The sequence below is a fragment of the Streptococcus sp. SN-1 genome (assembly GCF_041154385.1).
In the GTDB taxonomy this organism is placed as follows: domain Bacteria; phylum Bacillota; class Bacilli; order Lactobacillales; family Streptococcaceae; genus Streptococcus; species Streptococcus mitis_CT.
This window is the reverse complement of sequence record NZ_AP028929.1, coordinates 143957-169646: the sequence shown is the minus strand read 5'-3', so window position 1 is coordinate 169646 and position 25690 is coordinate 143957. Positions and strand designations below refer to the sequence as shown.

General features: G+C 42.0%; 24 protein-coding genes and 1 pseudogene. 8 read left to right on the top strand and 17 right to left on the bottom strand.

Annotated elements, in window-relative coordinates:
- Positions 1-12: 12 nt before the first annotated feature.
- Complete coding sequence (locus ACAM22_RS00745) at positions 13-1074, bottom strand: Xaa-Pro peptidase family protein (protein ID WP_049502620.1); 1062 nt, start codon at positions 1072-1074, stop codon at positions 13-15.
- The gene (uvrA, locus tag ACAM22_RS00740; protein WP_261150205.1) at positions 1067-3898 is read right to left on the bottom strand and encodes an excinuclease ABC subunit UvrA; all 2832 of its coding nucleotides are present in this window, start codon (positions 3896-3898) and stop codon (positions 1067-1069) included. Before uvrA ends, ACAM22_RS00745 begins: the two co-directional genes overlap by 8 nt.
- Before the next feature lie 131 nt (positions 3899-4029).
- Between uvrA and ACAM22_RS00735 the strand changes: the two genes are divergently transcribed.
- The 4 genes from ACAM22_RS00735 (at position 4030) to ACAM22_RS00720 (ending at position 7208) form a co-directional block, all read left to right on the top strand.
- Entirely contained in the window at positions 4030-4974 is a 945-nt protein-coding gene (locus ACAM22_RS00735) for a magnesium transporter CorA family protein (RefSeq protein WP_000815623.1), read from the top strand.
- 11 nt (positions 4975-4985) lie between these two features.
- Entirely contained in the window at positions 4986-5663 is a 678-nt protein-coding gene (locus tag ACAM22_RS00730) for a DUF1129 domain-containing protein (RefSeq protein WP_004269735.1), read from the top strand.
- A 141-nt stretch (positions 5664-5804) separates the two neighbouring features.
- Positions 5805-6839 (top strand): S66 peptidase family protein, encoded by a 1035-nt coding sequence (locus ACAM22_RS00725; protein WP_369606808.1) that lies wholly within the window; start codon positions 5805-5807, stop codon positions 6837-6839.
- Positions 6840-6944: 105 nt separating this feature from the next.
- Positions 6945-7208 carry a SemiSWEET family transporter gene (locus ACAM22_RS00720; protein ID WP_000166114.1) on the top strand — a complete coding sequence of 88 codons (264 nt, stop codon included), beginning with the start codon at positions 6945-6947 and terminating at the stop codon, positions 7206-7208.
- A gap of 84 nt (positions 7209-7292) precedes the next feature.
- Here the strand turns inward: ACAM22_RS00720 and ACAM22_RS00715 are convergent, their stop codons facing one another.
- The 3 genes from ACAM22_RS00715 to mutL are packed head-to-tail and all read right to left on the bottom strand — an operon-like array spanning position 7293 to position 10424.
- The gene (locus ACAM22_RS00715; RefSeq protein ID WP_369606807.1) at positions 7293-7856 is read right to left on the bottom strand and encodes a DNA-3-methyladenine glycosylase I; all 564 of its coding nucleotides are present in this window, start codon (positions 7854-7856) and stop codon (positions 7293-7295) included.
- Positions 7857-7865: 9 nt separating this feature from the next.
- A complete protein-coding gene (gene ruvA, locus ACAM22_RS00710) occupies positions 7866-8459 on the bottom strand; it encodes a Holliday junction branch migration protein RuvA (RefSeq protein ID WP_261052975.1) in 594 nt (197 codons plus the stop codon).
- A 15-nt stretch (positions 8460-8474) separates the two neighbouring features.
- Positions 8475-10424, bottom strand: coding sequence for a DNA mismatch repair endonuclease MutL (gene mutL / locus ACAM22_RS00705; protein ID WP_261052976.1), 1950 nt, complete (start codon positions 10422-10424; stop codon positions 8475-8477).
- A gap of 205 nt (positions 10425-10629) precedes the next feature.
- Between mutL and ACAM22_RS00700 the strand changes: the two genes are divergently transcribed.
- The 3 genes from ACAM22_RS00700 to ACAM22_RS00690 all read left to right on the top strand — a co-directional run bounded on the left by ACAM22_RS00700 (position 10630) and on the right by ACAM22_RS00690 (position 13110).
- On the top strand, positions 10630-11070 hold the full coding sequence (locus tag ACAM22_RS00700) for a LytTR family DNA-binding domain-containing protein (protein WP_261052978.1): 441 nt from the start codon (positions 10630-10632) through the stop codon (positions 11068-11070).
- Complete coding sequence (locus ACAM22_RS00695) at positions 11067-11525, top strand: DUF3021 domain-containing protein (RefSeq protein WP_261052979.1); 459 nt, start codon at positions 11067-11069, stop codon at positions 11523-11525. The genes ACAM22_RS00700 and ACAM22_RS00695 overlap by 4 nt, the downstream gene beginning before the upstream one ends.
- Before the next feature lie 322 nt (positions 11526-11847).
- Positions 11848-13110 carry an NRAMP family divalent metal transporter gene (locus ACAM22_RS00690; RefSeq protein WP_219967137.1) on the top strand — a complete coding sequence of 421 codons (1263 nt, stop codon included), beginning with the start codon at positions 11848-11850 and terminating at the stop codon, positions 13108-13110.
- A gap of 293 nt (positions 13111-13403) precedes the next feature.
- Here the strand turns inward: ACAM22_RS00690 and nrdI are convergent, their stop codons facing one another.
- From nrdI to ACAM22_RS00665, 5 genes are all read right to left on the bottom strand, one after another.
- Positions 13404-13874 (bottom strand): class Ib ribonucleoside-diphosphate reductase assembly flavoprotein NrdI, encoded by a 471-nt coding sequence (nrdI, locus tag ACAM22_RS00685; RefSeq protein WP_000849611.1) that lies wholly within the window; start codon positions 13872-13874, stop codon positions 13404-13406.
- Between the two features lie 77 nt (positions 13875-13951).
- Positions 13952-14485 carry an ABC transporter permease gene (locus tag ACAM22_RS00680; protein WP_369606806.1) on the bottom strand — a complete coding sequence of 178 codons (534 nt, stop codon included), beginning with the start codon at positions 14483-14485 and terminating at the stop codon, positions 13952-13954.
- Positions 14486-14545: 60 nt separating this feature from the next.
- Complete coding sequence (locus tag ACAM22_RS00675) at positions 14546-15832, bottom strand: response regulator (RefSeq protein WP_369606805.1); 1287 nt, start codon at positions 15830-15832, stop codon at positions 14546-14548.
- A gap of 11 nt (positions 15833-15843) precedes the next feature.
- Entirely contained in the window at positions 15844-17514 is a 1671-nt protein-coding gene (locus tag ACAM22_RS00670) for a sensor histidine kinase (RefSeq protein WP_369606804.1), read from the bottom strand.
- A complete protein-coding gene (locus ACAM22_RS00665; protein WP_261052982.1) occupies positions 17492-18106 on the bottom strand; it encodes a DUF624 domain-containing protein in 615 nt (204 codons plus the stop codon). The genes ACAM22_RS00670 and ACAM22_RS00665 overlap by 23 nt, the downstream gene beginning before the upstream one ends.
- Positions 18107-18240: 134 nt before the next feature.
- Here ACAM22_RS00665 and ACAM22_RS00660 point away from each other — a divergent pair, with 134 nt between their 5' ends.
- Positions 18241-18810 carry an MptD family putative ECF transporter S component gene (locus ACAM22_RS00660; protein WP_261052984.1) on the top strand — a complete coding sequence of 190 codons (570 nt, stop codon included), beginning with the start codon at positions 18241-18243 and terminating at the stop codon, positions 18808-18810.
- A gap of 40 nt (positions 18811-18850) precedes the next feature.
- On the opposite strand, the pseudogene ACAM22_RS00655 reads toward ACAM22_RS00660, so the two are convergent.
- The 7 genes and pseudogenes from ACAM22_RS00655 to ACAM22_RS00625 form a co-directional block, all read right to left on the bottom strand.
- Positions 18851-19072: pseudogene (locus ACAM22_RS00655) on the bottom strand (ABC transporter permease); the annotation flags it as partial.
- Between the two features lie 22 nt (positions 19073-19094).
- Positions 19095-20339 (bottom strand): transporter, encoded by a 1245-nt coding sequence (locus ACAM22_RS00650; protein WP_261052986.1) that lies wholly within the window; start codon positions 20337-20339, stop codon positions 19095-19097.
- A 184-nt stretch (positions 20340-20523) separates the two neighbouring features.
- A complete protein-coding gene (locus ACAM22_RS00645) occupies positions 20524-21393 on the bottom strand; it encodes an Rgg/GadR/MutR family transcriptional regulator (RefSeq protein WP_261052989.1) in 870 nt (289 codons plus the stop codon).
- A 129-nt stretch (positions 21394-21522) separates the two neighbouring features.
- Complete coding sequence (locus ACAM22_RS00640) at positions 21523-22215, bottom strand: methionine ABC transporter permease (protein ID WP_000444647.1); 693 nt, start codon at positions 22213-22215, stop codon at positions 21523-21525.
- A gap of 1 nt (position 22216) precedes the next feature.
- On the bottom strand, positions 22217-23278 hold the full coding sequence (locus ACAM22_RS00635) for a methionine ABC transporter ATP-binding protein (protein WP_061088505.1): 1062 nt from the start codon (positions 23276-23278) through the stop codon (positions 22217-22219).
- Positions 23271-24644 (bottom strand): M20/M25/M40 family metallo-hydrolase, encoded by a 1374-nt coding sequence (locus ACAM22_RS00630; protein WP_369606803.1) that lies wholly within the window; start codon positions 24642-24644, stop codon positions 23271-23273. Before ACAM22_RS00630 ends, ACAM22_RS00635 begins: the two co-directional genes overlap by 8 nt.
- 96 nt (positions 24645-24740) lie before the next feature.
- On the bottom strand, positions 24741-25595 hold the full coding sequence (locus ACAM22_RS00625) for a MetQ/NlpA family ABC transporter substrate-binding protein (protein WP_061088507.1): 855 nt from the start codon (positions 25593-25595) through the stop codon (positions 24741-24743).
- Between the last annotated feature and the right edge of the window lie 95 nt (positions 25596-25690).

The following is a 25690-nucleotide window of genomic DNA, read 5'->3' as shown; positions in this document are numbered from 1 at the left end:
GTTGTTTAACTCTTAGATAACTATCAACTCTTTTGGAGCTAGGGTCAATAATTCACAACCGGTCTCTGTAATCAGGATATCATCCTCGATACGAACCCCGTATTTACCTTCAATATAGATACCCGGTTCATCGGTCAAGGCCATACCTGCCTTAATAGTTTCTGTAGAAGTCTGGCTAAAGTATGGTTCCTCATGGATATCCAGTCCAATACCGTGTCCGATACCGTGAGTAAAGTAGTCGCCATAGCCTGCCTCGATGATAATATCACGAGGGATCTTGTCAAAGTCACGGAAACCTAAGCCAGCCTTAGCCTGATCAATCAAGGCTTGGTTTGCTTTGAGAACTGTATTGTAAATCTCTGCCTGCTCGTCGCTAACATGCCCCAGATAGATAGTCCGTGTCATATCGCTGACATAGTGGTCGTAGAGGCATCCGAAGTCCATTGTAATAGCTTCTCCCAGCTCCACTGGTTTGTGCATGGGATGGGCATGGGGTTTGGAAGAGTTGATTCCGCTAGCTAAGATAGTGTCAAAAGACAAGCCAGATGCTCCCAACTCACGCATGCGGAAGTCAAGGAAGTTGGCAATCTCAATCTCAGTCTTTCCTGGCTTAATAAAGTCAAGCGCGTCGCGGAAAGCTTGGTCTGAGATAGAACAAGCCTTGCGAATAGCTGCAATCTCCGCTTCATCCTTAATCATTCGAAGACCTTCAACAAACTGAGTCTGTGGAAGCAAGTCAATTCCTTCAAAGGTAGCCTGCATACGATGATAATAAGACACTGAAATCTCATCTTCAAAACCAATTCGAGACAAACCCATGTCCTTAACAATTCCTGCAATGATAGCTAATTCATCGCGGTCAGCTACAATCTCAAAGCCACTGGTTTCTTGCTTGGCTGCAATGATATAGCGAGAGTCTGTCACCAAGACCTGACGGTCACGGCTGATAAAGACTGTTCCGTTTGAGCCCCAAAAACCAGTCAAATAATAGACGTTTTTAAGGTTATTAATGATGATACCATCTAGTTCTTTTTCTTGCATTTTATCTAGAAATGCTTGTACGCGTTTATTCATGATGTAATTTTCCTTTCAAATAATGTCCTGTGTAGCTGGCTTCGTTAGCAGCTACTTCTTCTGGAGTTCCTGTTGCGATGATGGTTCCACCACCGACACCGCCCTCAGGTCCCAAGTCAATAATATGGTCTGCCGTCTTGATAACATCCAGATTGTGCTCAATGACAAGAACTGTATTGCCATCGTCAACAAAGCGAGCCAAGACTTTAAGCAAGCGAGCGATATCCTCTGTATGGAGTCCTGTCGTCGGCTCATCCAGAATGTAGAAAGATTTTCCTGTCGAGCGTTTGTGGAGTTCACTAGCCAGCTTCATACGCTGGGCTTCTCCTCCAGAAAGGGTGGTAGCTGGTTGCCCTAGCGTTACATATCCCAGTCCCACATCCTTGATGGTCTGGAGTTTGCGTTGAATCTTTGGAATGTGTTGGAAGAATTCCACCGCATCGTTGACGGTCATATCCAAGACCTGCGAGATATTCTTTTCCTTGTAATGAACTTCTAGGGTTTCACTATTGTAGCGAGTCCCGTGGCAGACTTCACAAGCCACGTAAACATCTGGCAAGAAGTGCATCTCAATCTTGATAATCCCGTCACCTGAGCAGGCTTCACAACGACCACCCTTGACATTGAAACTGAAACGTCCCTTTTTGTAACCACGAATCTTAGCCTCATTTGTCTGGGCAAAGAGGTCACGTATATCGTCAAAAACTCCCGTATAGGTAGCAGGGTTAGACCTCGGCGTTCGTCCGATAGGGCTCTGATCAATATCAATCAAGCGGTCTACATGCTCAATCCCTGTAATCGTTTTAAACTTACCAGGTTTGTCTGAATTGCGGTTGAGCTTCTGGGCAATAGCTTTTTTGAGAATGCTATTGATTAGGGTCGATTTCCCTGAGCCCGACACCCCTGTCACTGCGATGAATTTTCCTAGTGGGAAGCGAGCTGTGACATTTTGCAGGTTGTTCTCACGCGCTCCCGTCACCTCGATAAAACGACCATTACCAACACGGCGTTCTTCTGGTACTGGAATGGCACGTTTGCCTGACAAGTACTGGCCTGTGATAGACTTACTGTTACGAGCTACCTGTTTGGGCGTACCTGCCGCAACAATCTCCCCACCAAAAACACCCGCACCAGGACCAACGTCAATCAGATAATCAGCCTCACGCATGGTATCTTCGTCATGTTCCACCACGATAAGAGTATTGCCCAAGTCACGCATCTTTTTGAGACTGGCAATCAGACGGTCATTATCCCTCTGGTGAAGACCGATTGACGGCTCGTCTAGAATATAAAGAACACCTGATAGGTTAGAACCAATCTGGGTCGCCAAGCGAATACGCTGACTTTCCCCACCTGAAAGAGTTCCTGCCGAACGTGACAGGGTCAGATAGTTAAGACCCACGTTATTAAGGAAAGTCAAACGGTCCTTGATTTCCTTGAGAATGGGCCGAGCAATGATGGCTTCATTTTCAGAAAGAGTCAACTGACTGACTAATTCCAAGTGATCTGCGATAGACAGGTCTGAAATTTCTCCGATATGTAGCCCGTTCTCGCCACCCACACGGACAGACAAGGCCTGGTCATTGAGACGATAGCCGTGACAGGTTCCGCAAGTCAGCTCATTCATGTAGAGGCGCATTTGGGTGCGCGTGTAGTCACTATTGGTTTCATGGTAGCGACGCTTGATATTATTGACAACTCCCTCAAAAGGAATGTCGATATCGCGCACACCACCAAATTCATTCTCATAGTGGAAATGGAATTCCTTACCATCTGAGCCGTAGAGAATCAAGTTCTTATCTTCTTCTGACAAGTCCTCAAAAGGCTTATCCATATCCACTCCAAAGGCTGTCATAGCCTGCTCTAGCATGTTTGGATAGTAGTTGGATGAGATAGGATTCCACGGAGCCAAGGCTCCCTCACGTAAGGTTTTGCTGGCATCTGGTACTACCAAATCAGTATCCACCTCCAGCTTGATGCCCAAACCGTCACACTCACTACAAGAGCCAAAAGGAGCATTGAAAGAGAAGAGACGAGGCTCTAACTCTGGAACAGTAAAGCCACAAACTGGACAGGCATAATGCTCAGAAAACAACAACTCAGAGTCGTCCATAGTGTCGATAATGACATAACCTTCTGCAATACGAAGGGCAGCCTCAATGGAATCAAAGAGACGACTACGAATGCCCTCCTTGATGACAATACGGTCAACCACGACATCGATATTGTGTTGCTTACTCTTAGACAACTCTGGCACTTCGGTTACATCATAGACTTCACCATCCACACGGACACGAACATACCCATCTTTCTGAACCTTCTCAATAACACTCTTATGTTGGCCTTTTTTCTTGCGGATGACAGGGGCCAAGATCTGCAAGCGCTGGCGTTCAGGCAATTCTAAAACCTTATCCACGATTTGCTCCACAGAAGAAGCCTTGATAGCTCCATGCCCGTTAATACAGTAAGGCATCCCCACACGTGCGTAGAGGAGACGCAGATAGTCATTGATTTCAGTCGTTGTTCCCACCGTCGAGCGAGGATTTTTACTAGTCGTTTTCTGGTCGATGGAAATAGCGGGGCTGAGACCATCAATAGCATCTACATCAGGCTTCTCCATATTCCCCAAGAATTGACGAGCGTAGGCTGACAAACTCTCCACATAGCGACGTTGACCCTCCGCATAGAGGGTATCAAAGGCCAGACTGGATTTCCCTGAACCTGACAAGCCGGTCACGACAACCAACTTGTCTCGTGGAATTTCCACGTCAATATTTTTTAAATTATGGGCACGCGCCCCATGAATGACAATTTTATCTTGCATCTTTGTTCTTTCTAGTCCATTATTGCTTACCATTATACCAAAAAAAGTGAGATTCTATTACCCAAAAGGCTGAATTTATAGTATAATAGTACGGTGTGAAAAAATCTGAAAAATGAGAAAGGATAAGGGATATGAAACAAGTTTTTCTCTCTACAACAACTGAATTTAAAGAGATCGATACGCTTGAACCGGGTACTTGGATCAATCTCGTCAATCCGACTCAAAATGAATCACTCGAAATCGCTAACGCCTTCGATATTGATATTGCCGACCTTCGTGCACCACTCGATGCGGAAGAAATGTCTCGTATTACCATCGAAGATGAGTATACTTTGATCATCGTGGACGTGCCGGTCACAGAAGAAAGAAATAACCGCACCTACTACGTCACCATCCCGCTTGGTATTATCATCACTGAGGAAACCATTATCACTACTTGTTTGGAACCATTACCGGTCCTCGATGTCTTTATCAACCGTCGCTTGCGTAATTTCTATACCTTCATGCGCTCACGTTTTATCTTCCAGATTCTCTATCGCAATGCAGAACTTTACCTAACAGCCCTTCGTTCGATTGACCGTAAGAGTGAACAAATCGAAAGTCAACTGCATCAATCAACTCGTAATGAAGAATTGATTGAGCTCATGGAATTGGAAAAAACCATCGTCTATTTCAAGGCCTCCCTCAAAACAAATGAGCGCGTGATTAAGAAATTAACCAGCTCAACCAGCAATATCAAGAAATACCTTGAAGACGAAGACCTGCTTGAAGACACCCTGATTGAAACCCAACAGGCCATCGAGATGGCAGACATTTATGGAAACGTCTTGCATTCTATGACAGAGACCTTCGCCTCTATCATTTCCAACAACCAGAACAACATCATGAAAACCTTGGCCCTTGTGACCATCGTCATGTCCATCCCAACCATGGTCTTTTCTGCCTACGGGATGAACTTTAAGGATAATGAAATCCCCCTAAACGGCGAGCCGAATGCCTTCTGGTTAATCGTCTTTATCGCTTTTGCTATGAGTGTCTCGCTCACTCTCTATCTCATCCATAAAAAATGGTTCTAAGAGGAGTTCCTATGTCTCAGATTGATCTACAAAAATTAACCAAGAAAAACCAAGAGTTTGTCCACATCGCTACCCAACAATTCATCAAAGATGGAAAAACAGACGCTGAAATCAAGGCTATCTTTGAGGAAGTTATTCCCCAAATCCTTGAGGAGCAAGCCAAGGGTACGACTGCTCGTTCCCTCTATGGCGCACCGACCCACTGGGCTCATAGTTTCACTGTCAAGGAACAATATGAAAAAGAGCATCCAAAAGAAAATGATGATCCAAAACTCATGATTATGGACTCAGCCCTTTTCATCACTAGCCTCTTTGCCCTCGTCAGCGCCCTCACAACTTTCTTTGCAGCAGATCAGGCTTTCGGCTATGGACTTGTCACTCTCCTGCTAGTTGGACTTGTTGGTGGATTTGCCTTCTACTTGATGTACTACTTTGTTTACCAATACTATGGACCAGATATGGACCGCAGCCAACGTCCACCTTTCTGGAAATCTGTACTGGTTATCCTAGCTTCTATGTTCCTTTGGTTGCTTGTCTTCTTTGCAACAAGCTTCCTACCAGCTAGCCTTAACCCAGTACTTGCTCCATTGCCACTGGCTATTATCGGAGCAGCCCTCCTAGCCCTTCGCTTCTATCTCAAGAAACGCTTGAATATCCGTAGCGCAAGTGCAGGACCAACACGCTATTAAGAAGAATCATAAAAGCAACTGCAGGTGCGGTTGCTTTTTCACTTACTTTTTTGATTTTAAAGAATTCTTCTGACATCCCACATAGCTCTATCTAATCTTTTATGATAAAATAGGCTCAATCAATTTCTAGGAGGAAGAAATATGGTTTCTACTATTGGTGTTGTTAGTTTATCTAGTGGCATTATCGGAGAGGACTTTGTCAAACACGAAGTGGACTTGGGTGTCCAACGTCTCAAGAACCTGGGACTCAATCCTACCTTTTTGCCTCATTCGCTAAAAGGATTAGACTTTATCAAGGACCATCCTGAAGCTCGTGCAGAGGATTTGATTCATGCCTTTTCTGATGATAGCATCGACATGATCCTATGCGCCATCGGTGGAGACGATACCTATCGCTTACTACCTTATCTTTTTGAAAATGACCAACTACAAAAGGTTATCAAACAAAAAATTTTTCTTGGCTTCTCGGATACAACCATGAACCATCTCATGTTGCATAAACTAGGAATCAAAACTTTTTATGGTCAATCCTTCCTAGCAGACATTTGTGAATTGGACAAGGAAGTGCTGACCTATAGCCTCCACTACTTTAAAGAATTGATTGAGACGGGAAGAATCTCAGAAATCCGCCCTAGTGACGTTTGGTATGATGAAAGGACTGACTTCAGTCCCAAGGCTCTGGGGACACCTCGTGTCAGTCATGCAAATACTGGTTTCGAGCTGTTGCGGGGAAATGCCCAGTTCGAGGGAAAAATCCTCGGTGGTTGCCTCGAATCCCTCTACGATATCTTTGACAACTCTCGATACGCAGATAGCACGGAGCTCTGCCAAAAATACAAACTTTTCCCTGACTTGTCAGACTGGGAAGGAAAAATCCTCTTGCTAGAAACAAGCGAAGAAAAGCCTAAGCTGGAAGACTTCAAAAATATGTTGCGGACTTTAAAAGACACTGGTATATTCGAGGTCATCAGTGGACTCTTGGTCGGAAAACCTATGGATGAAACTTTCTATGACGACTATAAAGAGGCACTATTGGATATTATTGACAGCAATATCCCGATTATCTATAATCTAAATGTCGGCCACGCAACTCCAAGAGCAATTGTACCCTTCGGAGTTCACGCCTATGTAGATGCAAAGGAGCAAATCATTCGCTTTGACTATAACAAAAAATAAATAGTTTCTCTATTTTTGTGCTTTTGTATTCGTTTTCGTTACAATTTGTATCTGAATTTATTGCATTTCGCTAATTTCTATGATATCCTTTTGAAGGAGGTGTATATGACAAAACAAAAAATTAATCGAATCGTAGGTTCTATTGGTGCCTTTATTGGAATTATAGTATTTATTGCCTACATACCTCAAATTATCGCTAATTTACAGGGAAATAAAGCTCAACCATTTCAACCTTTATCAGCTGCTATATCTTGCTTAATCTGGGTTATTTATGGATGGACAAAGGAACCTAAGAAGGATTGGATACTAATCATTCCAAATTCAGCTGGTGTTATTTTAGGTGGAATCACTTTTTTGACTTCACTCTAACAAATCTAATAGTATATATAAAAAGCTGGGAAAAATTTCTCAGCTTTTTTCTATATTCTCAGATATGCTAGTTACCTGTACATACTAACGACCGCTTTTCCACTCACAATCATTCTCATGGTCATCAACTAGCCCTGCAGCCTGTAGAAAAGACAAGACAGCGACTGGGCCTGTGAACTTGAAGCCTCGTTTTTTGAGATCTTTGGCTAATTTCTCAGACAAAGGTGTTTTAGCTGGGGCTTGGCGGTAATCGGGAACATTGTTAACGATCGTTTTCCCCTCAACAAAAGACCAAAGATAGGCATCAAAAGAGCCATATTCTTCCTGTAGTCGTAGAAAGGCTTGGGCGTTAGCGCGTGTAGCAAAAATCTTGGCTCTATTTCGGATGATGGCTGGATTCTCCAGCAAGTCTTCCAGTTCGGTGTCGGTCATCTCTGCGACTGCGTGAATTTGATAGCCATAAAATGCTTCTCGGAAAGCCTGGCGTTTGTTGAGTACCGTTTCCCAAGACAGGCCTGCCTGATAGGTTTCCATACACAATAACTCAAACAATGCTTGGTCATCATGGAGAGGTTGGCCCCACTCCTCATCATGATAGGCAATGTAGAGCGGATTGGTCATCTTGACCCACGAACAACGTTTTGTCATGCTCTGCTCCTATTTGACCAACATCTTAAGGGCCGACTTGATATAGTTCTCAGCTGTATCTGTCGTTCCTTCGAAGAATTTCTTGATTTTCTTGAGTTCGGTCGCCTTGTAGCCCAGTGCCAACATGGCTTCCATAGCTTCTTCCAGTTCTTGGTTTTCAGCGCTAGCTTGCACTGCCACCTTGGCAGGAAGGTCATCTCCTGCAACTACTACCTTGCCTTCCAAGTCCAGCACCATCTGCTGGGCTGTTTTCTTGCCAATTTTAGGGAACTTTGTCAAATAGGTGATGTTCTTGGTTTCGATGGCTTGAACCAAGCCAGCATTGTCATCAGCAGCGATAATAGCAAGAGCTGATACAGGGCCAATCCCAGATACCGAAATCAGACTGAGAAAGAGCTTTTTCTCTTCTTCTGAGCGAAATCCATAAAGTAGATGGGCGTCCTCACGTACAACTTGATGCACATAAATTTGAGCTTCTTGGTTAACCTGACCTGAATAAGCATAAGGATTGGCCACATGCAGGATATAACCAATACCGTTGGTTTCAAGGACAATGTATTTGGCAGTGATTTTGGTAATGATTCCTTTTAAATATTCGTACATAGTTTTCCTTTTAGTTTAATATTTCCCCAACTCACGGAGACTGGTGTGATTTTCCTGAATGCGTCGGAACATCTTTTCCATATCCGACTTGGTAAAATGCACCAAAACAGGACGTCCGTGGGGACAGTTATAGGGATTGTCACATTGAGAAAGTTGATAAAGCAGCTGTCTAGCTGAATGGTCATCGATACGATGGTTGGCCTTGATAGACCGCTTGCAGGACATCATGATAGCCAGCTCCGCTCGGTATTTCTTGATAGAAACTTCCTTGGTCAAAAGGAGCATGTCACACATTTCATAGATGCCTGACTCAATCTCTTCTTCTGCCATCCAAATCGGATGTTCACGTAGGATAAATTGATTTTCTCCATACTCTGCTAGAAAGACGCCCACTTCCTCCAAATGTATCATTCTTTCCTTAAGACGGAGAGCATCATCCGCCGGAAATTCGAAAATATAGGGCACTAGAAGTTGCTGCTGACTCTGGTCAACATTGCCAATGCTTTCACGGTATTCCTCGTACTTGACTCGTTCCTGAGCCGCATGTTGGTCTATGATATAGAGCCCATCTCGTCCTTGGGCAAAGAGATAAGTCCCGTGCATTTGCCCGAAAAATTCCAACTCTGGGAAGCTGGATGATTCTTCTCGCTCCAGCTTGTCATAAGCCTTATCAAGACTTACTAAGTCTAACTCTGGGTGATCTAGCTGGTCGTAGTTAGCAGGCTTTCTCTCTGCAAAATGCAGTTTAGCTGGCTTGGTCAATTGATCCAAGGTTTCTTTGGCAAATAGGGTTAAATCCTGCCCTTCCTCAGTCAATTCTACCTGATAATCAGCCACCTCAGCTTGACTAGGTCTTGTCGGCTCAGTTTTCTCATAGTAGAGCGTATTTTCTTTGAGTGGGAGAATGGTCTGCTCCACCTTTTGATGATTCCTAACGGTAGACTTGGCAAGATTTTCTAAGGCATCTGGTATCAAGGTTTGTTCCTTGAGACTATTAGAAATAGCTTCTGAGACCAGCGTCATCAGTTCTTTTTCCTTAGAAATCCGCACCTCTTGCTTGGTTGGATGCACATTGACATCAGCCAGATAAGGGTCGATATGAATGTGAATGACGGCCAATGGAAAACGTCCCACCATGAGCTTACTGCCATAGCCGTCAAGAATTGCACGATTGAGCAGGAAATTCTTGATATAACGGCCATTGATGAAGAGGCTGATATAATTGCGGTTGGCCCGAGTTAATTCAGGCAAGGACACAAAACCTGAAATTTCGAAATCTAGGTCAGAATTCTCAATTTCAATCATCTTCTTGGCACTGGCTAAACCGTAAATCCCTGCAATAGCTTGACGCAGTTGACTAGTACCTGCTGTCCGCGTCATCTCCTTGCCATCACTAATCAAACTGAAGGAAATCTCAGGATGGGCCAAGCCCAAACGGTTAACAATATCAATGATATGAGACAGCTCCGCTTGCTGGCTCTTCATATACTTGAGGCGGGCAGGCGTGTTGAAAAAGAGGTCCTCCACACAAACCTTGGTTCCCACAGGACTAGTCGCTGGGATGACTTCCTCAACTTCACCCCCACGCGCGACTAACTTGGTTCCGTGACTTGCACCCTCAACTGCTGTCAACAGAGTTAAGACACTAACAGAAGCTATAGAAGGTAGGGCTTCACCACGAAAACCAAGCGTCCGAATTCGAAAGAGGTCTGCTTGATTTTTTATCTTACTGGTCGCATGACGACGCAGGGCCAACTCCACCTCATCGTGGGCAATTCCATGACCATTATCTGTGATTTGGATTTTCTTGAGACCAGCTTCCTCAATCTCAATGATAATCTGACTAGAGCCCGCGTCAATAGCATTTTCTACCAGCTCCTTAACAACACTAGCTGGACGCTCAATGACCTCTCCAGCCGCGATCTGGTTTGCCAACACCTCTGGCAATTCAATAATATGAGACATCTTTCAGCCCCTTTCTGTATCTGTTTTCCTAGAAATTGATTAGTGCTATTATACCATATTTCAGACAGGACAGAAAAGCTCCACCACATAGGAGCCAAATCCCTCCACATAGACAAAGTCCCTTGCAAGGGGGCATAAAATAGTGTTTAATAAAGGTATACAAGAAGTGATCACAACCTTGTATAACTAAAAAGGAGAAAAATTTATGAAAGTAGAACTACAGATTAGTGAGACTTACGAAGAGGAAAAGCTGATTGTTCAAGCACCTCAGCCGACAGATAAAGTCCAGAAAGTCATCGATTTCGCAGAAAATCTGGACCGAACAGAAAAAATCAAAGGAAAAATCGATGATCAGGTCTATCTAGTTAAGATTGGTAAGATACAACGCTTCTATATCGAGAATCGGAAGGTTCTAGCAGAAACCGCGAGTCAGACCTACAGCATTGATTTGCGACTCTATCAGATCCTTGAACTCTTGCCAAGCAATTTTATCCAAATTTCCCAATCAGAAATCATCAATATCGACTCCATCTCTCATCTCAAGCTCACGCCCAACGGTCTGGTAGAAATCTTTCTAAAAAACGAAAGCTTCACCTACTCTTCACGCCGTTACCTAAAAACCATCAAGGAGAAATTAGAACTATGAAAAAACAAATCTTCCACGACGCAGCTACTGGTGTCCTCATCGGCCTCATCCTCTCTATCATCTTTTCACTCATTTATGCACCAAGTACCTACGCCCCGTTAAGTCCCGACTCTCTCATCGGACAAGTGATGACTCAACATCAAGTTCACGGTGCCCTGGTCTTGCTCTACTGTACACTTATTTGGGCAGCCATCGGTATTCTCTTCAACTTTGGCAAGCGATTATTCAGCCGTGACTGGAGCTTACTCCGTGCGACTCTGACTCATTTTTTCCTCATGCTAGTAGGCTTTATCCCACTAGCAACCCTAGCAGGTTGGTTCCCCTTCCACTGGATTTTCTATCTCCAACTCATTATTGAGTTTGCGATTGTCTACCTCATCATTTGGACTATTTCCTATAAAAGAGAGGCTAAAAAAGTAGATCACATCAATCGACTCTTGGAGCATAAAAAGTAAGAACCTCATAATAAGCAAATCCGAGAAAGAAACTTCTCGGTTTTTCTTTATCCTGCTGCACCTTATACTCAATGAAAATCAAAGAGCAAACTAGGAAGCTAGCCACAGGCTGTACTTGAGTACGGTAAGGCGACGCTGACGTGGTTTGAATTTGATTTTCGAAGAGTATTGCTATCATAGCGGTTATTTTCAGACCTTCTTTGTAAATTTTCTGTAATTTTCTATCTTTTTTTCAAAATATTCTTGCATTTTCCCAAAGTTTTTTGTAGAATATAGATTACATATCCAGATTATTCTGAAAATTCAAAAAGGAGTACTTATCATGTCACAAGCTATTTCGTTAAATCAATCAACCTGGACAAGTAAACTAAAAGCAATGGGACCTGGAATCCTAATGGCTTCTGCTGCTGTTGGAGGTTCTCACATTGTATCTTCCACTCAAGCTGGTGGTTCTTACGGTTGGTCTCTACTCCTCTTGGTCATCTTAGCCAATGTCTTTAAATATCCATTTTTCCGTTTTGGTGCTGAATACACCGCTGATACTGGAAAGACTTTGGTTGAAGGTTATGCCGAAAAAGGAAAACTCTATCTCTGGATTTTCTTTATCCTCAATGTTTTTTCGGCCATGGTCAACACAGCTGGTGTCGCCATTCTGTGCTCAGCTATCATCGCCAGCGCCTTCCCAATGATCGGTCTTAGCATCACTCAATGGTCCCTCATTCTCGTTGCAATCATTTGGGCTATGTTACTCTTTGGAGGCTACAAACTCTTAGACGGCATGGCAAAATGGATCATGTCAGCTTTGACCATTGCAACTGTTCTTGCAGTTATCATCGCGGCGGTCAAGCATCCAGAATACAGTTCTAATTTTGTCGAGAAAACACCTTGGCAAATGGCAGCTCTACCCTTCATCGTTTCCCTCTTAGGATGGATGCCAGCTCCTATTGAAATTTCAGCTATCAATTCACTTTGGTCTGCTGAAAAGAAAAAGACCGTCAACTTTAACACCGAGGACGCTCTATTTGACTTTAACGTTGGTTACATTGGAACAGCTATCCTAGCTGTGTTCTTTGTAGCACTGGGAGCATTGATTCAATATCCTACAGGGCAAGCAGTTGAAGCTGCTTCAGCCAAATACATCTCTCAATTCGTGGGCATGTATGCCTCTGTTCTTGGCGAATGGTCCCGTTACTTGATTACCTTTATTGCCTTCCTGTGTATCTTTGGAACAGTTATCACTGTTATCGATGGCTATTCTCGTGTCAATCAGGAATCTCTCCGACTGCTAATCAGTCAAAAAGAAGACAGTAGTAAATCTTTGAACATCTGGATGACCATCACTGCTATCATCGGTATCGTCATTATCAAGTTCTTCGCTGGTCAGGTTTCAACCATGCTCCGCTTTGCTATGATCGGTTCTTTCCTGACAACACCATTCTTCGCTCTTTTGAACTACGCCTTGGTAACGCGTGAAAACAAAAATCTTCCTTCTTGGCTCAAACACCTTGCCATTGCAGGATTGATTTTCCTCTTTGGCTTCGCCATCTTCTTTATCTACGCACTCGCAATCGGAAAAGCAGGATAATCGACAAAGCGCGAGATGAAGATAAGGTTTCATTTCAAGAGAACATTCAGCAAATATTTCTATGATAAAAAGCATAAGAACAAGGTTTTGAAGACCTGAACTTATGCTTTTTTACGTTCTCAAAGACTGTTTATACTCAAAAAACAGTTGAACAACTTCAACCACCTCTTATAAGAACTTTATACTATTCGAAAATCTCTTCAAACCACATCAGCTCTATCTGCAACCTCAAAGCTGTGCTTTGAGCAACCTGCGACTAGCTTCCTAGTTTGCTCTTTGATTTTCATTAAGTATTAATTCTCTCTTTCCAACTCATACAAATCTGCGATAATTGCTGCGACATGTTTGATATCTCCCAGCATGCCTCGCATTTCAAAGTCAGCCAATACAGGGAAACCAAAGCGTTGACTGTATTGCTTGGCTGTCAGGCAGTATTGGTTATTAAAGTTACGATTTCCTGAACCAACTACGCCAAAACACTTACTAGCATTGTCACCATAGGCGATAAAATCCCCCACTGGTGTTGTCAAAATCTCAACATCTCCGTTATCAACGCCATTCCCACCTTCAAGGTAGGTCGGTAGAAAGGCGACGTAAGGGTGATCCATTTCATAAAAATCTTGGCCTTCCTTGACCAAATCCTTGATATGAATCTTTTGAACCTCAATCCCCTCGTACTGGGACAAGAGATAGTCTTTCAAGCGTGTCACAAAACTCTCAGTGTTGCCACTCAGACTGATATAAACTAAAGAAATTGTCTTCATATTTACCTCCATGATTTTATTTTTAATCGAAAAAGAACTACCAAGATTGTAACTTGATAGCTCTTTTTTGTCAATACTTAGGCAAGTTCTTCTGTTTCCTCTTCTTCAGCCAAGGCTTTTTGTTGACGCCATATCTTGTAGAAGACAAGAGCTAGGAAAAGAACATTGATGACGATAGAGAGAATGCTAACGGCTTGTGAAATAACACTTATCCCTAAACGCATGGTCTCATCGTGAACTAACTGCACAGCGTCCTGTAAACTAACATAGCCATAAATCGAACCAATAATGGCTAACAAAACATAGCCAACGTAAGTATAGTTTGCATATTGCAAATTCTTACGAATAAGGAATACAATCGCTACTACCACTAAAATAGCAGATAGCACAATCAAGGCCATATTAAAAATAGAATGAGTTGATTCTGCTACTCTATAGGTGTAATTGATGTTGTCTTCTAATTGCTGAGCACTGACCCCTGCAACTTGTTTCTGAGCGGCACGAAGGGCTTCTTTACTAGGCAAGGGACTCAACATTCCAAACAGAGACATAGCTGAAATAAGAGCAGACAAGATTAGCAAGACCCATAGATAAATCGGTTTCTTTTTCATGATAGAACCTCCTGATATTATTATTGATATTATAGCACCTTTTGTAAGGGAATACAAATCTTATAGTATAGTTTCTACCTGTTTTCGGTAGGCTTTTGGCGATTTTCCGCACAATTTTCGGAACACTTTATAGAAATATCCCACGTTACTGTAACCAACAGCATAGCAAATATCTTCAATACTGTCACTGGTTGAAAGTAAGAGTTGCTGGGCAGCCTTAATGCGTTGTTTGTTTAGTAACTCTGCGAAGGTCGAATTGGTTTCTCGCTTAATCAACTGACCTAGATAGACAGGATTGATAAAAAGATCCTTACTGATATCCTTGAGCGAAAGTTCTTTCTGATAATCACGCCCAATAACTTCCAGTACACTGACCACATTTTCATTCATGCGATATTGCCCAAAAAAGCGGGTCAGAGTTTCCTTGATATAAGGAACCAATTCATCGAAGGATTGAATAGCATGAATCGTTTTGACAATATCCGTTAAATCATCAGCTTTTAGATGTTCAAACAAGTGAAAGACATCCATGACAAACTGGATAAAAAGCTGTTTGGTAATCGGAACACGGGGTGTATTTTCAAGAACTACCTTCTCCAAGAGGTTTAACTCTTCCACGATTTGGTTGAGATCCCCCTGAATGATAACCCTATAAATCGGTTCGTAATAGGCAAAGAGACTCTCCGACTGCTGTAGATTTACTGAGCCGTAAAAGATGGCTTTCTCAGCATTCAGCTTCCAGCGTTCAAAGTGTTCTTGATAAGGAGCTTCAAAGGGAGTAACGACTAAACCATCTAGGGGTTGATCAGAAATAAAAATCTGCCAATCTTGTCCTAACACATAGTAGGGAATGGTGAAAGAGCCTTGTTTTTCCTTGGATAGGCCTATCCACCAATTCTCCTTACCTCCTAGATAACTAACAAATCCAGCCTCGTCTAAATCTTGACTAAGGGTCTGAATTTTCTTTCCTCTCTCTCCAAGCTGACCTGCAATCTTCTCCAGCAGATTTCCCAACTCTACCTTGTCAACAGGCTTAACCAGATAGTCCACCACACTAAGGTTCATTGCTCTTTTTACGTAATCAAATTCCTGATAACCTGAGAGCAGGATATAGGCAACATCTGGTAAGATTTCTTTCATTTCCCGAATCATGTCAAGCCCTGTTTTGTCGGGCATGTTGACATCTGAAATGACCACATCTACTGGATTTTCTTGAACATACTCTAGAGCTTCATCGGCATGACTGGCTGTTGCGACGACCTCCATATCCCACTTATCAAAGGGAATCAAACGTTTCAGACCTTCTGTCACCATGTACTCATCATCTACTAATAATACTTTATACATTTTCTCCCTTTCTACTCATCTTGAATTGTAATACGATACTGAACACCTGCTTGCTCCGCAGACTCTATAGTAATATCATAGCGGTCCCCAAAATAGAGCACAAAACGCTCATGTACATTGACAATCCCAATAGACTGCCTTTGATCACTATAGCTGGCTTGGTGTTCAAACTGTCTCTGACTTAATTTTTCTCGGAGATTTGCCAGCTTTTCAACTGACATTCCACGGCCATTATCGACCACTAAAATTTCCACAAACCCATCCTGTTTAAGTGCCTTGATGCTAATCACATTATCTGTCCGTCTATGGTCAACACCATGCGCGAAATAGTTTTCTACCAGCGGTTGCAAGGTAAACTTAGGAATCTTCATATTTTCTAACCCTGGATCTATCTTGAAACCATAGGCAATGGATTTAGGATAGCGAACCATGCAGAGATAGCTATATTTACGACAAAATTCTAATTCCTGTTTGAGAAGGGTTTCTCTTTCGTCGGAAATATTGTTACGCAAGAGACTACTGAATTCATAAATGATATCTGCTAACTCATCTTGACTCTGCATAACTGCATACATGCGCAAAAATTCCAGCGTATTATACATAAAATGAGGATTGATTTGCGCCTGCAAGGCTCGCATATTGGCATCTTTTTGACTAAGTTCTAACTGGTAAATATCATGGATATTCTTTTCCAATCGATCCAACATATCATTGGTGGTCTCTGCGATTAAGAGCAATTCCTGATCCTTTTCAAGCGTAGCAATGCGAAGACCTTCTTCCCCTTGGGCAATAGCCTGAATGGAATCCACCAAATCCACTACCTGCTTTTGGTAATTAGCAAAGGTCTGCCTCAAAGTCAGATAGAGAATAACAATAAAGAGAAGGCTTAAGCCCACAATCAAAGCAGAGCTAGTCACTGTTCCTTGTAAAACAAAGTTTTTGGGAACTGCTACCTGAACTTGATAGCCATGAGAGGTTACACCAACAAACCAGTTCTCATGTTCCCTATTGACCCTCTCACCAATATGAAAAATCTCCGTATCAAAAGGCGATGTCACAGTAACAGCCATCGGGATATGACCTCGGGTATTGTCTACAGCATGGTATAAGATTTCTGGATCCAAGGAAATATAAACAACCCCTATCGATTGATCCGTCGCTGGTTCTAAAATAGGAACCCCAAAACTATTGGCCTCTGGTTTAAAGCCTTCCGCAAGTACCGAATGACCACCTCTCTCATTTCTGCTCGAAACATAAACTTCTTTAAAGTCCTGCAAGACGATTGCAACACCCGTTATATAGTCATTCTGAACATACAGGTCATCGATATTTTCATACAGAGAAATAGAAGTTGACGAAGCTGCTTGATGCTCTAACAGCCAATAAAAATACTCAGAAGTTGACAGGCTAAAGTACTTATAAACCCCTTGTATCCGGTCTTGATTGGCTACTAAATCTTGAGCTAGCTGGGCTGACTCGCGATAATAATATTCCACCTCTTCGACTGTTCGAGTGGTTACACGCTGGGCTACTCTCTGAGCTTCCTTTTCCCGTGAATCCCAGTCAGCGTAAGAGAGTAAGATTGCAAAACTCGCAATAATAATCATCATAACTGAACTGTAGGTTCTCAGAAGCGTATGTAGCCAAAACTGCTTCATTCTATTTTGTCGCCAATTTTTCATGGATACTTTCATAGACCGGTTCCAACATATCACTGATAAAGAAATGCCACATCCCAATTCCTACAAAGAAAAGTAGGGCAGGCATATAGTAACCAATTACCACAAGTAGTACGGTCCCAAGGAGAACCTTGGCCACGGCTGCTAGACTCATAAAGATGCCAATCAAGGATAGTTTGAGACGATTTCGATAGGACAAATCAAAATAAACTTGTAATTTCAAAGATACTGTATAAGCCAGAAACAGCAGGGCAACTACTAGAACATTCAAAAAGGTCGCAATCAAATGAATAATAGTCTGATGAGGCAATTGCACCAAGAGATACAGTCCGTAGACCAAAACTAGATCCACCCCTAAAAAGCTATAGAAAATCAGGTTGCTTGAAACAAAATTTTGCTTATAAAGAGACCAAGCCTCCTTCAAGCTATATTCCCGAAAACTATAACCATGTTCTGCATATAGGCTCATCAAGGTGGCACTAGCCGGCGCTAGACCAAGGATAATCCCTCCTGCCAAGGTTAATAGCCAAAAGAAGGCTGTCGCAATCATCCCTAAAAAGAAACGATTAAAGACAAAGTCTAAAAATCTCCCCATGATATCCCCCTAAAAATAACTATGAAACCATTATATCATATTTCAAGCGTTTTCAAAAAATTCTAGTGCCCATTTACAATCCCATCAAACCGTGGTACAATGAGAATTGTGAGAAAATGATCAGGAGACAATTCATGAAAAAATCTATCTTAACTACACTACTTTTTGCAGTTCTTTACTTCCTCTGTATGGGGATTGGTGTCCTTTTGGGCAATCTCTTTGACCAAACTGGAAACATGTTTTATGCGCCTGCCTTTACTGCCCTTGTCGGCGGTAGCGTCTATATGATCCTAGTCGCAAAAGTTCCGCGCTTTGGAGCCATTACCACTATCGGCCTTGTCATTGCCCTCTTTTTCTTGGGGACTAAACACGGTGCCGGTGCCTTCCTTCCTGGAATTATCTGTGGCCTCCTAGCAGATGGAGTAGCTAATCTAGGAAAATACAAGGACCAAACAAAGAACTTCCTTTCTTTCATACTCTTTGCCTTTAGCACATCAGGACCAATCTTACTTATGTGGATTGCCCCCAAAGCCTATATGGCAACCCTTCTAGCAAGAGGAAAATCGCAAGAATATATCGACCGTATCATGGTCGCGCCAAATCCTGGAACCATCCTTCTATTTATCGCAAGTGTTGTCATCGGAGCCCTAGTGGGTGCCTTGCTTGGACAAGCCTTGAGTAAAAAATTTGCACAGAAAATCTGATTACTAAAAAAGAGCCAGGCGGCTCTTTTTTATTTATGACTCAAGACTTAGTCAAGAAATCTCCCAAGAATTGGATTGCAAAGATAATCAAAATGATAATGATGGTTGCCAAGATGGTCACATCGTGATTGTAACGGTTAAATCCATAAGCGATGGCTACGTTACCAATACCGCCAGCTCCAACCGCACCAGCCATAGCTGTTTCCCCAACAAGGGAAATCAAGGTCACAGTTGTCACACGAATCAAATCTGGAAGACCTTCTAGTAAGCCTGATTTCCCTAGGTTAAAATTTTTTACCCGAAAAACTTCTTTTTTCTAGTGATAAAATCAACCCTATCACACTCACTACCAAAAACACCCACCAACAAAGCCTGATATCTTGTAAAGCTAAGAAGGAAAATACAGACATCCCCAAGGGTAATGTTAGGGAAAAAATCATACTCAAGAGATTATTACTTCGAGCTAATACATCCGCACTCAAATTAGACAATAACAGAGTATCTAATTTAGGCATTGATTTCGACATCAAATACATGACAAAGGCTAAGCAAGCAACACCTACTAGAGGAGGAAAATCTAAAATATTAGCAGTAGCCAGCAAGACAAACAGAATTGCATTGAGCGATAGCAAACTTGAGAAAGACAATTTCCCAAAATAATCATGGGGAGTTAGGCTACCAAGAATAGCTCCTCCCAAACTAACACATTCAATTAAAAATAGGGCTTGAGCATAGCTGAGATGATAGATAGTATGGTCTAATAAATAAAAGTGATAAATACCTCCAACAGCTCCTCCCAAAGTATTCATTACCAAAATGACAAGGATCATTTTAAGCAATGATTTACTTTCTCTCTGCCTAAAGATATCATCCATGTCCGCATAGATTGCCTTAACTTGTTGAAGCAAACGAATAGGCTCATTCTCTACCTTTACAGACAAATGTGTCAATTCTCTGCTATTTTTGAACAAAATAAGAGAAGATAGTAAAAAGAAGCCAGCGTTCACAATTGCAACAAAAGAAAAATTTTGATGGCTGGTTGTGAGTAACCACACTCCTAAGGCTTGACCTCCTAGATTTGATAAATAGGAAACAAACTGAGTAAAGGAATAAGCTTCATAGAGTCTATCTTCCGAAATATTATGCTGGATAATCGGCATACGAAGGCCTGCTGTATAATCCGATAAAATATCCGAACAGATATTAACCATACAGATAAAAGCAAACGTTACGAAGTTCTGGTCATGAATCACACTAGCAATCAAAAGAAATAGGAGACTTTGCACACAACCAACCCAGATAATTGTCCCTGCTTTATTCCGAGTATGATCAGCCTTAATCCCAACATAAAAAGTAAATAGGAAAGGTAAAATCGTAATCATATTCGCCATAAATACAGCTATATTTTTAAAGGGTAGACTCGCAGCATAAACGATAAATACCAGATTATAAATATAAGCTCCACTTGAGCTCAAAAACCTTGATAAGGTAAGTATCCTAAATAAATGGTGGTTTAAGAATAGTTTCATAACAGGCCTTTCTCACATTTCAAAGAGTATTCTATTGAATTCAGTCTAACAAAAAAAGCGGGACTCCCCACTTTTTTGTAATATATTTTTTCTGAAAATAGGAACTCTAGCTCCTAGATACTGCTATTTATCACTCCATCTACAAACCCATTTATTTTTCATCAGTCGATGTAATTGGAATATATTACAAATCTTTATTTGAGAGCTGACTTGCAAAATAGTTTTCATAGTATCTTGCACCATCTACATACTCTAAATCTTGTAAGATTGTAATGCCTCTTTGGATTTTTTCAAGCCCCTTATTTTCTACTTTAAAAATAGTATCATAATACCCTTTAGCAATCATATAAATGATTTTAAGATAAGCTTCAGATTCTGGTAAATCGCGTTTTTCAATCTGAAAGGTAAAATAGTCTGCTTTTAATTTATCCTTTTCCTCTATCGCTTTAAAGAGTCCATTAATTAAAATGGTGTCAATACCAACTTTGTTACTAGGTAAAGAGCCTAATAAATCCGTCTTTTGCAACATCTCCCTAGAATATTTAAAATAGAGGGGCAGAGGAAACAAAGTAGAAATCGTTGAAAATAGTTCCAATTCATAATTTCCCCAGATGTCAATAGTAAAAAAATAGTCATAGAGAAAAGTTAGTTCTTCATCCGTTGCTCTTATTTCTGAATCAAAAAATACAAGAAGGCTCTTGATACGAATCATTTGTAAGAGATAGCTTTTTTCACCACTTGATCTATACTTTTGAGTCTTCTGTTCATACAAGGAGTGGAGAGAATCAATCCCTTCTCTGTCATATAGATCCCAGAGATTTTCTTGAAAAGCCAAAACCTTTTTCTGAGAAAAACCACGTACCAAGTACATAAATTCATTCAAATCAGAGTGGATGTTATCTAAAGCAGTAATCAATTTCATAGAGGATAAGTCTGCTTCTCCACGCTCAAATTTACTCAGCATGGAATAAGTAAACTCTCCTCCCGTCGCTTCCTGTAGAGATACATTCCGACTCTTTCTCAATTCTTTAAAAACTTCTCCCAGATTTTGCATATTGACTCCCCACAATTCTTAACTCTCTAACTCATAAAAGCAACGATTGATAGCAACCAGTACAGAGAATTTTAAGTCTTGACTATAATGACAACTCTTATGAATGATGTACAGATGTCCTAGCTCTTTTTATTTATGACTCAATTTCTTAGTCAAGAAGTCTCCCAAGAATTGGATTGCAAAGATAATCAAAATGATAATGATGGTTGCCAAGATGGTCACATCGTGATTGTAGCGGTTAAATCCATAGGCGATGGCTACGTTACCGATACCACCAGCTCCAACTGCACCGGCCATAGCTGTTTCCCCAACAAGGGAAATCAAGGTCACAGTCGTCACACGGATCAAATCTGGAAGACCTTCTGATAGGTAAACACCCACGATATCCCAGAAGGTCGCTCCGCTCGCTTGAGCCGCCTCAATGACACCGCCATCTAACTCAGCCAAGACCACCTGCACCTGACGAGCAAAGAAGGCAAAGACTGCAAAAGATAGGGGTACGATAGCCGCATTTGGTCCGATACTTGTTCCTACGATTAGATGAGAGAAGGGTGACAAGACTGCCAAGAGGATGATGAAAGGAACTGCACGGAAAATAGAGGTAATCTTATCTAAAATCCAGAAGACGACCTTATTTTCCAAGACACCACCTGGCGCTGTCAAGACAAGGAAGAGACCTGCCACTAGCCCCAAGAACCCTCCGATGATGAAGGAAAGAACTGTCATATAAAGAGTTAGGTAGATGGCTGTTCCCCAGCCTGCTTGACCAGCCCAGCCCATTTTATAGACATTTGGTAAATAGGTTTGAATCAATGATTCCATCTTACTGTCCTCCCTTCAATACTTTTAGCTGCACGCCTGCTTGACGAATGGCTTCTTGGGCACCTGCCAACGCTGCTTTTTCACCTGACAAGACTACAACCAATTCTCCAACAGGAGTGCCATCTAGGATTTCGATATTTCCATAGAGGATATTAGCCGTTACTTGGTAATTCTTGTACAATTCATTCAAAAGTGGCTCATCTGTTGAAGCCCCTGCATACTTGAGTTGCACCAAGAGACTGTTTTCAGACAAGTGTTCCACGATTTCTTGCTTCTCGATTTTGACCATGGCTTCGTCAATTCCTGTTGCTGTTGAGATAAAGTCTTGTGTCAAAGGTTGTTTAGGGTCTGAGAAGATTTCAAGGACACTGCCCTCTTCAATCAAATGCCCATCCTGCATAACTGCCACACGGTTGGCAATATCTTTGACAATCTGCATTTCATGCGTAATCAAGACAACCGTCAAGCCTAATTTTTGGTTCAAATCTTGCAACAAGGCCAAAATCTGCTTGGTTGTCTTAGGATCAAGGGCAGAAGTTGACTCGTCCGAAATCAAGATTTTTGGATCATTTGCCAAGGCACGCGCAATGGCCACACGCTGTTTTTGCCCCCCAGATAGTTGTGAAGGATAATTTTCAGCACGATCTGCCAAACCAACCAAGTCCAACAACTTAGCAACTTTAGCCTTCTTTTCTTCCTTGCTGAGCCCAGAGTGTTTAAGTGCAAAGGCTACATTCTCCTCTGCCGTCTTTTGGCTCATCAGATTGAAATGTTGGAAAATCATCCCGATATCCTGACGTTTACGACGCAACTGCTCTGCCGTCAAGGTCACCTTGCCATCAAAAATCACATCATCGTCAATGGTAATTTTCCCTGCAGATGGTTTTTGCAAGAGGTTAATCACCCGTACAAGGGTTGATTTCCCTGCTCCAGAATATCCAACGATTCCGTAGATATCCCCTTCTTGGATGTGAATGGTCACATCCTTAACCGCTGTGATGCTTCTCTTCTTTTGGTGAAAAGTCACATCGATCTGATCTAACTTGATAATATCTCTACTCATAGCTTCTAATCAGCTCCTCTACTAATTCAATATGGGTGTAATAATCGGCGATTCGCACGTTTTCATCTCCACCGTGATCTCGGCTATTGGCATTTCCTAGACCGAAGGCTACCATAGGCACCTCTAGGGCATCAAAGACCGTATGCATAGGCCCTGTCCCCGCTGTGGTCGGCAAGACTGAAACGCCCTGTGGATAGAATTTCTTGGCCAACTCAATCACATTGAGAATAGATGGTGCGCTCATATCGCTTCGATAGCTCATCTCTCCCAAGGTATAGTATAATTCTACCTTATCAAAGCCATTTTTGTCTAGCTGTTTCCGAATTTTTTCCAGAACATCATGCGATTCTAGGCCAGGAACCAAACGAACTTCTAACTTAGCACTGGCTTCTGCAGGCAAAATCGTTTTGACTCCTTGCCCTTGGTAGCCTGACTGAATTCCTTCGATATTAAGGGCTGGCTCGAAAAAGAAACGTTTTAGAAAGGCTGCGCGGTCCTCTTGTAAGAGAGGCAATTCCAAACCATAAATCTGGCTAATTTCCCCTGGATTTCGTTGAGCGTAGGTATCCACCAAGGCCAACTCCCGTTCGTTTGGTTCTTGCACCTCTTCGTACAAGCCTTCAACCAAGATACGGCCATCTGCAGCGCGAAGAGACTGTAAGGCTTGAAGGAGATACCAGGGAGCTGATTCCACAACCCCACCATAACTAGAGTGGATATCCACATCGGCACTTTTTACCTTGGCATCAAAGGTCACAATTCCTTTGTTTCCACCAGAAATTTCCAACTGTTCCAAGGCATTTTTAGTCCCTTGTTCCCAGACCAACAAATCCGCTCCACGGAGTTTATCCGCATGTTTTTCCAGATACTTATCTAGGTCTGTCGAGGCAGATTCCTCTGCTCCCTCCATGATAAAACTAATGTTGACAGGCAGATCATCATGGTGTTGCATATACTTTCTCAAAGCACTCAAACGAGCTGTGATATGACCCTTGTCGTCGTCAACCCCACGCCCATACATAAAACCATTACGGACCGAAAGCGTAAAGGGATCCTCTGTCCAGACCTGATCCCCATCCGCTGGCACAGTGTCATAGTGGTTATAGAAAATCAAGGTCTTGGCATCTGGACGCGAACTCTTGAAATGCGCCATGACAAAGGGCGCCGTATAAGTCTCATCAATCTCCACTTCAGCCCCAACACGCTTGAAAATCTCACCCAGATAGTTTGCGACTTCCTTAAGTCCGACCTGCTGGGCAAAGACTGATTTCTTAGAAATCAAGGTACGCAAAACCTCAAAATAATGCTGTGCTACATGATCCTTTTCAAATTTTTCAATCTGTTCTTGTTCGCTAGGAAAAACCATATTCTCTCTACCTTTCTATGAACTACTCTTCCTGACAATCCATGCTCTATACAAAAGCAAGAGGTGGAATTTTCTCTCCCACCTCCCTGTTTCTTATTACCAAACTGGTTGATCCAAACCGTCTGATGTTTCTTCGATAACTTTTTTCACTTCATCTGTGTGGTAAGCTGCGATTACTTTCTTGATAGCATCAGCCTTAGGTGATGTTTCCCAATCTTTTTTCGCAACGATGATGTTGTACCATTGTTTTGAGTTTTCATCAGCTTGTTCTTTGAAAAGTGCTTTCTTGTAGTCCAATTTTGCTTCTGTAACGAAGGTATTGTTTACAACGGCAGCGTCAACTGATGACAATGAACGAGCTGTTTGGCTAGCGTCCAATTCAGTGATTTTCAAGTTCTTTGGATTTTCTTTGATGTTAGCAACTGTTGCAAGAGCAGTTCCTGAAACATCCAATTTAATCAAGCCAGCTGATTGAAGCAAGTAAAGCGCACGGCTTTCGTTTGTAGCATCGTTTGGTACAGCGATTTCTCCGTTTGCTGGGATATCTTCTACTTTAGTGTACTTGTTGTCACTTCCATTCAAACCTGAGTAAAGGCGGATTGGAGAGATGTAAGTATCTGCAATCGCTACAAGGTCTTTTCCGTTTTCTTTGTTCCAGTTGTTCAAGAAGTTATAGTGTTGGAAAGCGTTCAAGTCTACTTCACCATCAGCAGTTGCCTTGTTTGGTTGTGAGTAGTCTGTGAACTCTGTAAATTCCAAAGTAATACCGTCTTTTTTAACCAATTCTTGAATTTTGTCCCAACGTTTTTCTTCAGAACCGCTACGGTTAACAGTTGCGATTTTAACAGTTGTTGCATTGTCTGCTTTCTTTTCTGAGTTTCCGCAAGCTGCAAGAGCCAAACCTGCGACTGTAGCAAGAGCTGCCACACCAAGCCATTTTTTAATTTTCATGATTCTTTCTCCTTAAAAATAATACCGTACTAGTATCTCACAATTTGTTTAATTTCACAAATTGTTATTAGATAGTCAGATATATAGTTTAAAAC

Excerpts from the sequence above, each read along its gene's own strand:
- ACAM22_RS00745 (WP_049502620.1), bottom strand. The coding sequence starts at position 1,074 with ATGAATAAACGCGTACAAGCATTTCTAGATAAAATGCAAGAAAAAGAA.
- uvrA (WP_261150205.1), bottom strand. The coding sequence starts at position 3,898 with ATGCAAGATAAAATTGTCATTCATGGGGCGCGTGCCCATAATTTAAAA.
- ACAM22_RS00735 (WP_000815623.1), top strand. The coding sequence starts at position 4,030 with ATGAAACAAGTTTTTCTCTCTACAACAACTGAATTTAAAGAGATCGAT.
- ACAM22_RS00730 (WP_004269735.1), top strand. The coding sequence starts at position 4,986 with ATGTCTCAGATTGATCTACAAAAATTAACCAAGAAAAACCAAGAGTTT.
- ACAM22_RS00725 (WP_369606808.1), top strand. The coding sequence starts at position 5,805 with ATGGTTTCTACTATTGGTGTTGTTAGTTTATCTAGTGGCATTATCGGA.
- ACAM22_RS00720 (WP_000166114.1), top strand. The coding sequence starts at position 6,945 with ATGACAAAACAAAAAATTAATCGAATCGTAGGTTCTATTGGTGCCTTT.
- ACAM22_RS00715 (WP_369606807.1), bottom strand. The coding sequence starts at position 7,856 with ATGACAAAACGTTGTTCGTGGGTCAAGATGACCAATCCGCTCTACATT.
- ruvA (WP_261052975.1), bottom strand. The coding sequence starts at position 8,459 with ATGTACGAATATTTAAAAGGAATCATTACCAAAATCACTGCCAAATAC.
- mutL (WP_261052976.1), bottom strand. The coding sequence starts at position 10,424 with ATGTCTCATATTATTGAATTGCCAGAGGTGTTGGCAAACCAGATCGCG.
- ACAM22_RS00700 (WP_261052978.1), top strand. The coding sequence starts at position 10,630 with ATGAAAGTAGAACTACAGATTAGTGAGACTTACGAAGAGGAAAAGCTG.
- ACAM22_RS00695 (WP_261052979.1), top strand. The coding sequence starts at position 11,067 with ATGAAAAAACAAATCTTCCACGACGCAGCTACTGGTGTCCTCATCGGC.
- ACAM22_RS00690 (WP_219967137.1), top strand. The coding sequence starts at position 11,848 with ATGTCACAAGCTATTTCGTTAAATCAATCAACCTGGACAAGTAAACTA.
- nrdI (WP_000849611.1), bottom strand. The coding sequence starts at position 13,874 with ATGAAGACAATTTCTTTAGTTTATATCAGTCTGAGTGGCAACACTGAG.
- ACAM22_RS00680 (WP_369606806.1), bottom strand. The coding sequence starts at position 14,485 with ATGAAAAAGAAACCGATTTATCTATGGGTCTTGCTAATCTTGTCTGCT.
- ACAM22_RS00675 (WP_369606805.1), bottom strand. The coding sequence starts at position 15,832 with ATGTATAAAGTATTATTAGTAGATGATGAGTACATGGTGACAGAAGGT.
- ACAM22_RS00670 (WP_369606804.1), bottom strand. The coding sequence starts at position 17,514 with ATGAAAAATTGGCGACAAAATAGAATGAAGCAGTTTTGGCTACATACG.
- ACAM22_RS00665 (WP_261052982.1), bottom strand. The coding sequence starts at position 18,106 with ATGGGGAGATTTTTAGACTTTGTCTTTAATCGTTTCTTTTTAGGGATG.
- ACAM22_RS00660 (WP_261052984.1), top strand. The coding sequence starts at position 18,241 with ATGAAAAAATCTATCTTAACTACACTACTTTTTGCAGTTCTTTACTTC.
- ACAM22_RS00650 (WP_261052986.1), bottom strand. The coding sequence starts at position 20,339 with ATGAAACTATTCTTAAACCACCATTTATTTAGGATACTTACCTTATCA.
- ACAM22_RS00645 (WP_261052989.1), bottom strand. The coding sequence starts at position 21,393 with ATGCAAAATCTGGGAGAAGTTTTTAAAGAATTGAGAAAGAGTCGGAAT.
- ACAM22_RS00640 (WP_000444647.1), bottom strand. The coding sequence starts at position 22,215 with ATGGAATCATTGATTCAAACCTATTTACCAAATGTCTATAAAATGGGC.
- ACAM22_RS00635 (WP_061088505.1), bottom strand. The coding sequence starts at position 23,278 with ATGAGTAGAGATATTATCAAGTTAGATCAGATCGATGTGACTTTTCAC.
- ACAM22_RS00630 (WP_369606803.1), bottom strand. The coding sequence starts at position 24,644 with ATGGTTTTTCCTAGCGAACAAGAACAGATTGAAAAATTTGAAAAGGAT.
- ACAM22_RS00625 (WP_061088507.1), bottom strand. The coding sequence starts at position 25,595 with ATGAAAATTAAAAAATGGCTTGGTGTGGCAGCTCTTGCTACAGTCGCA.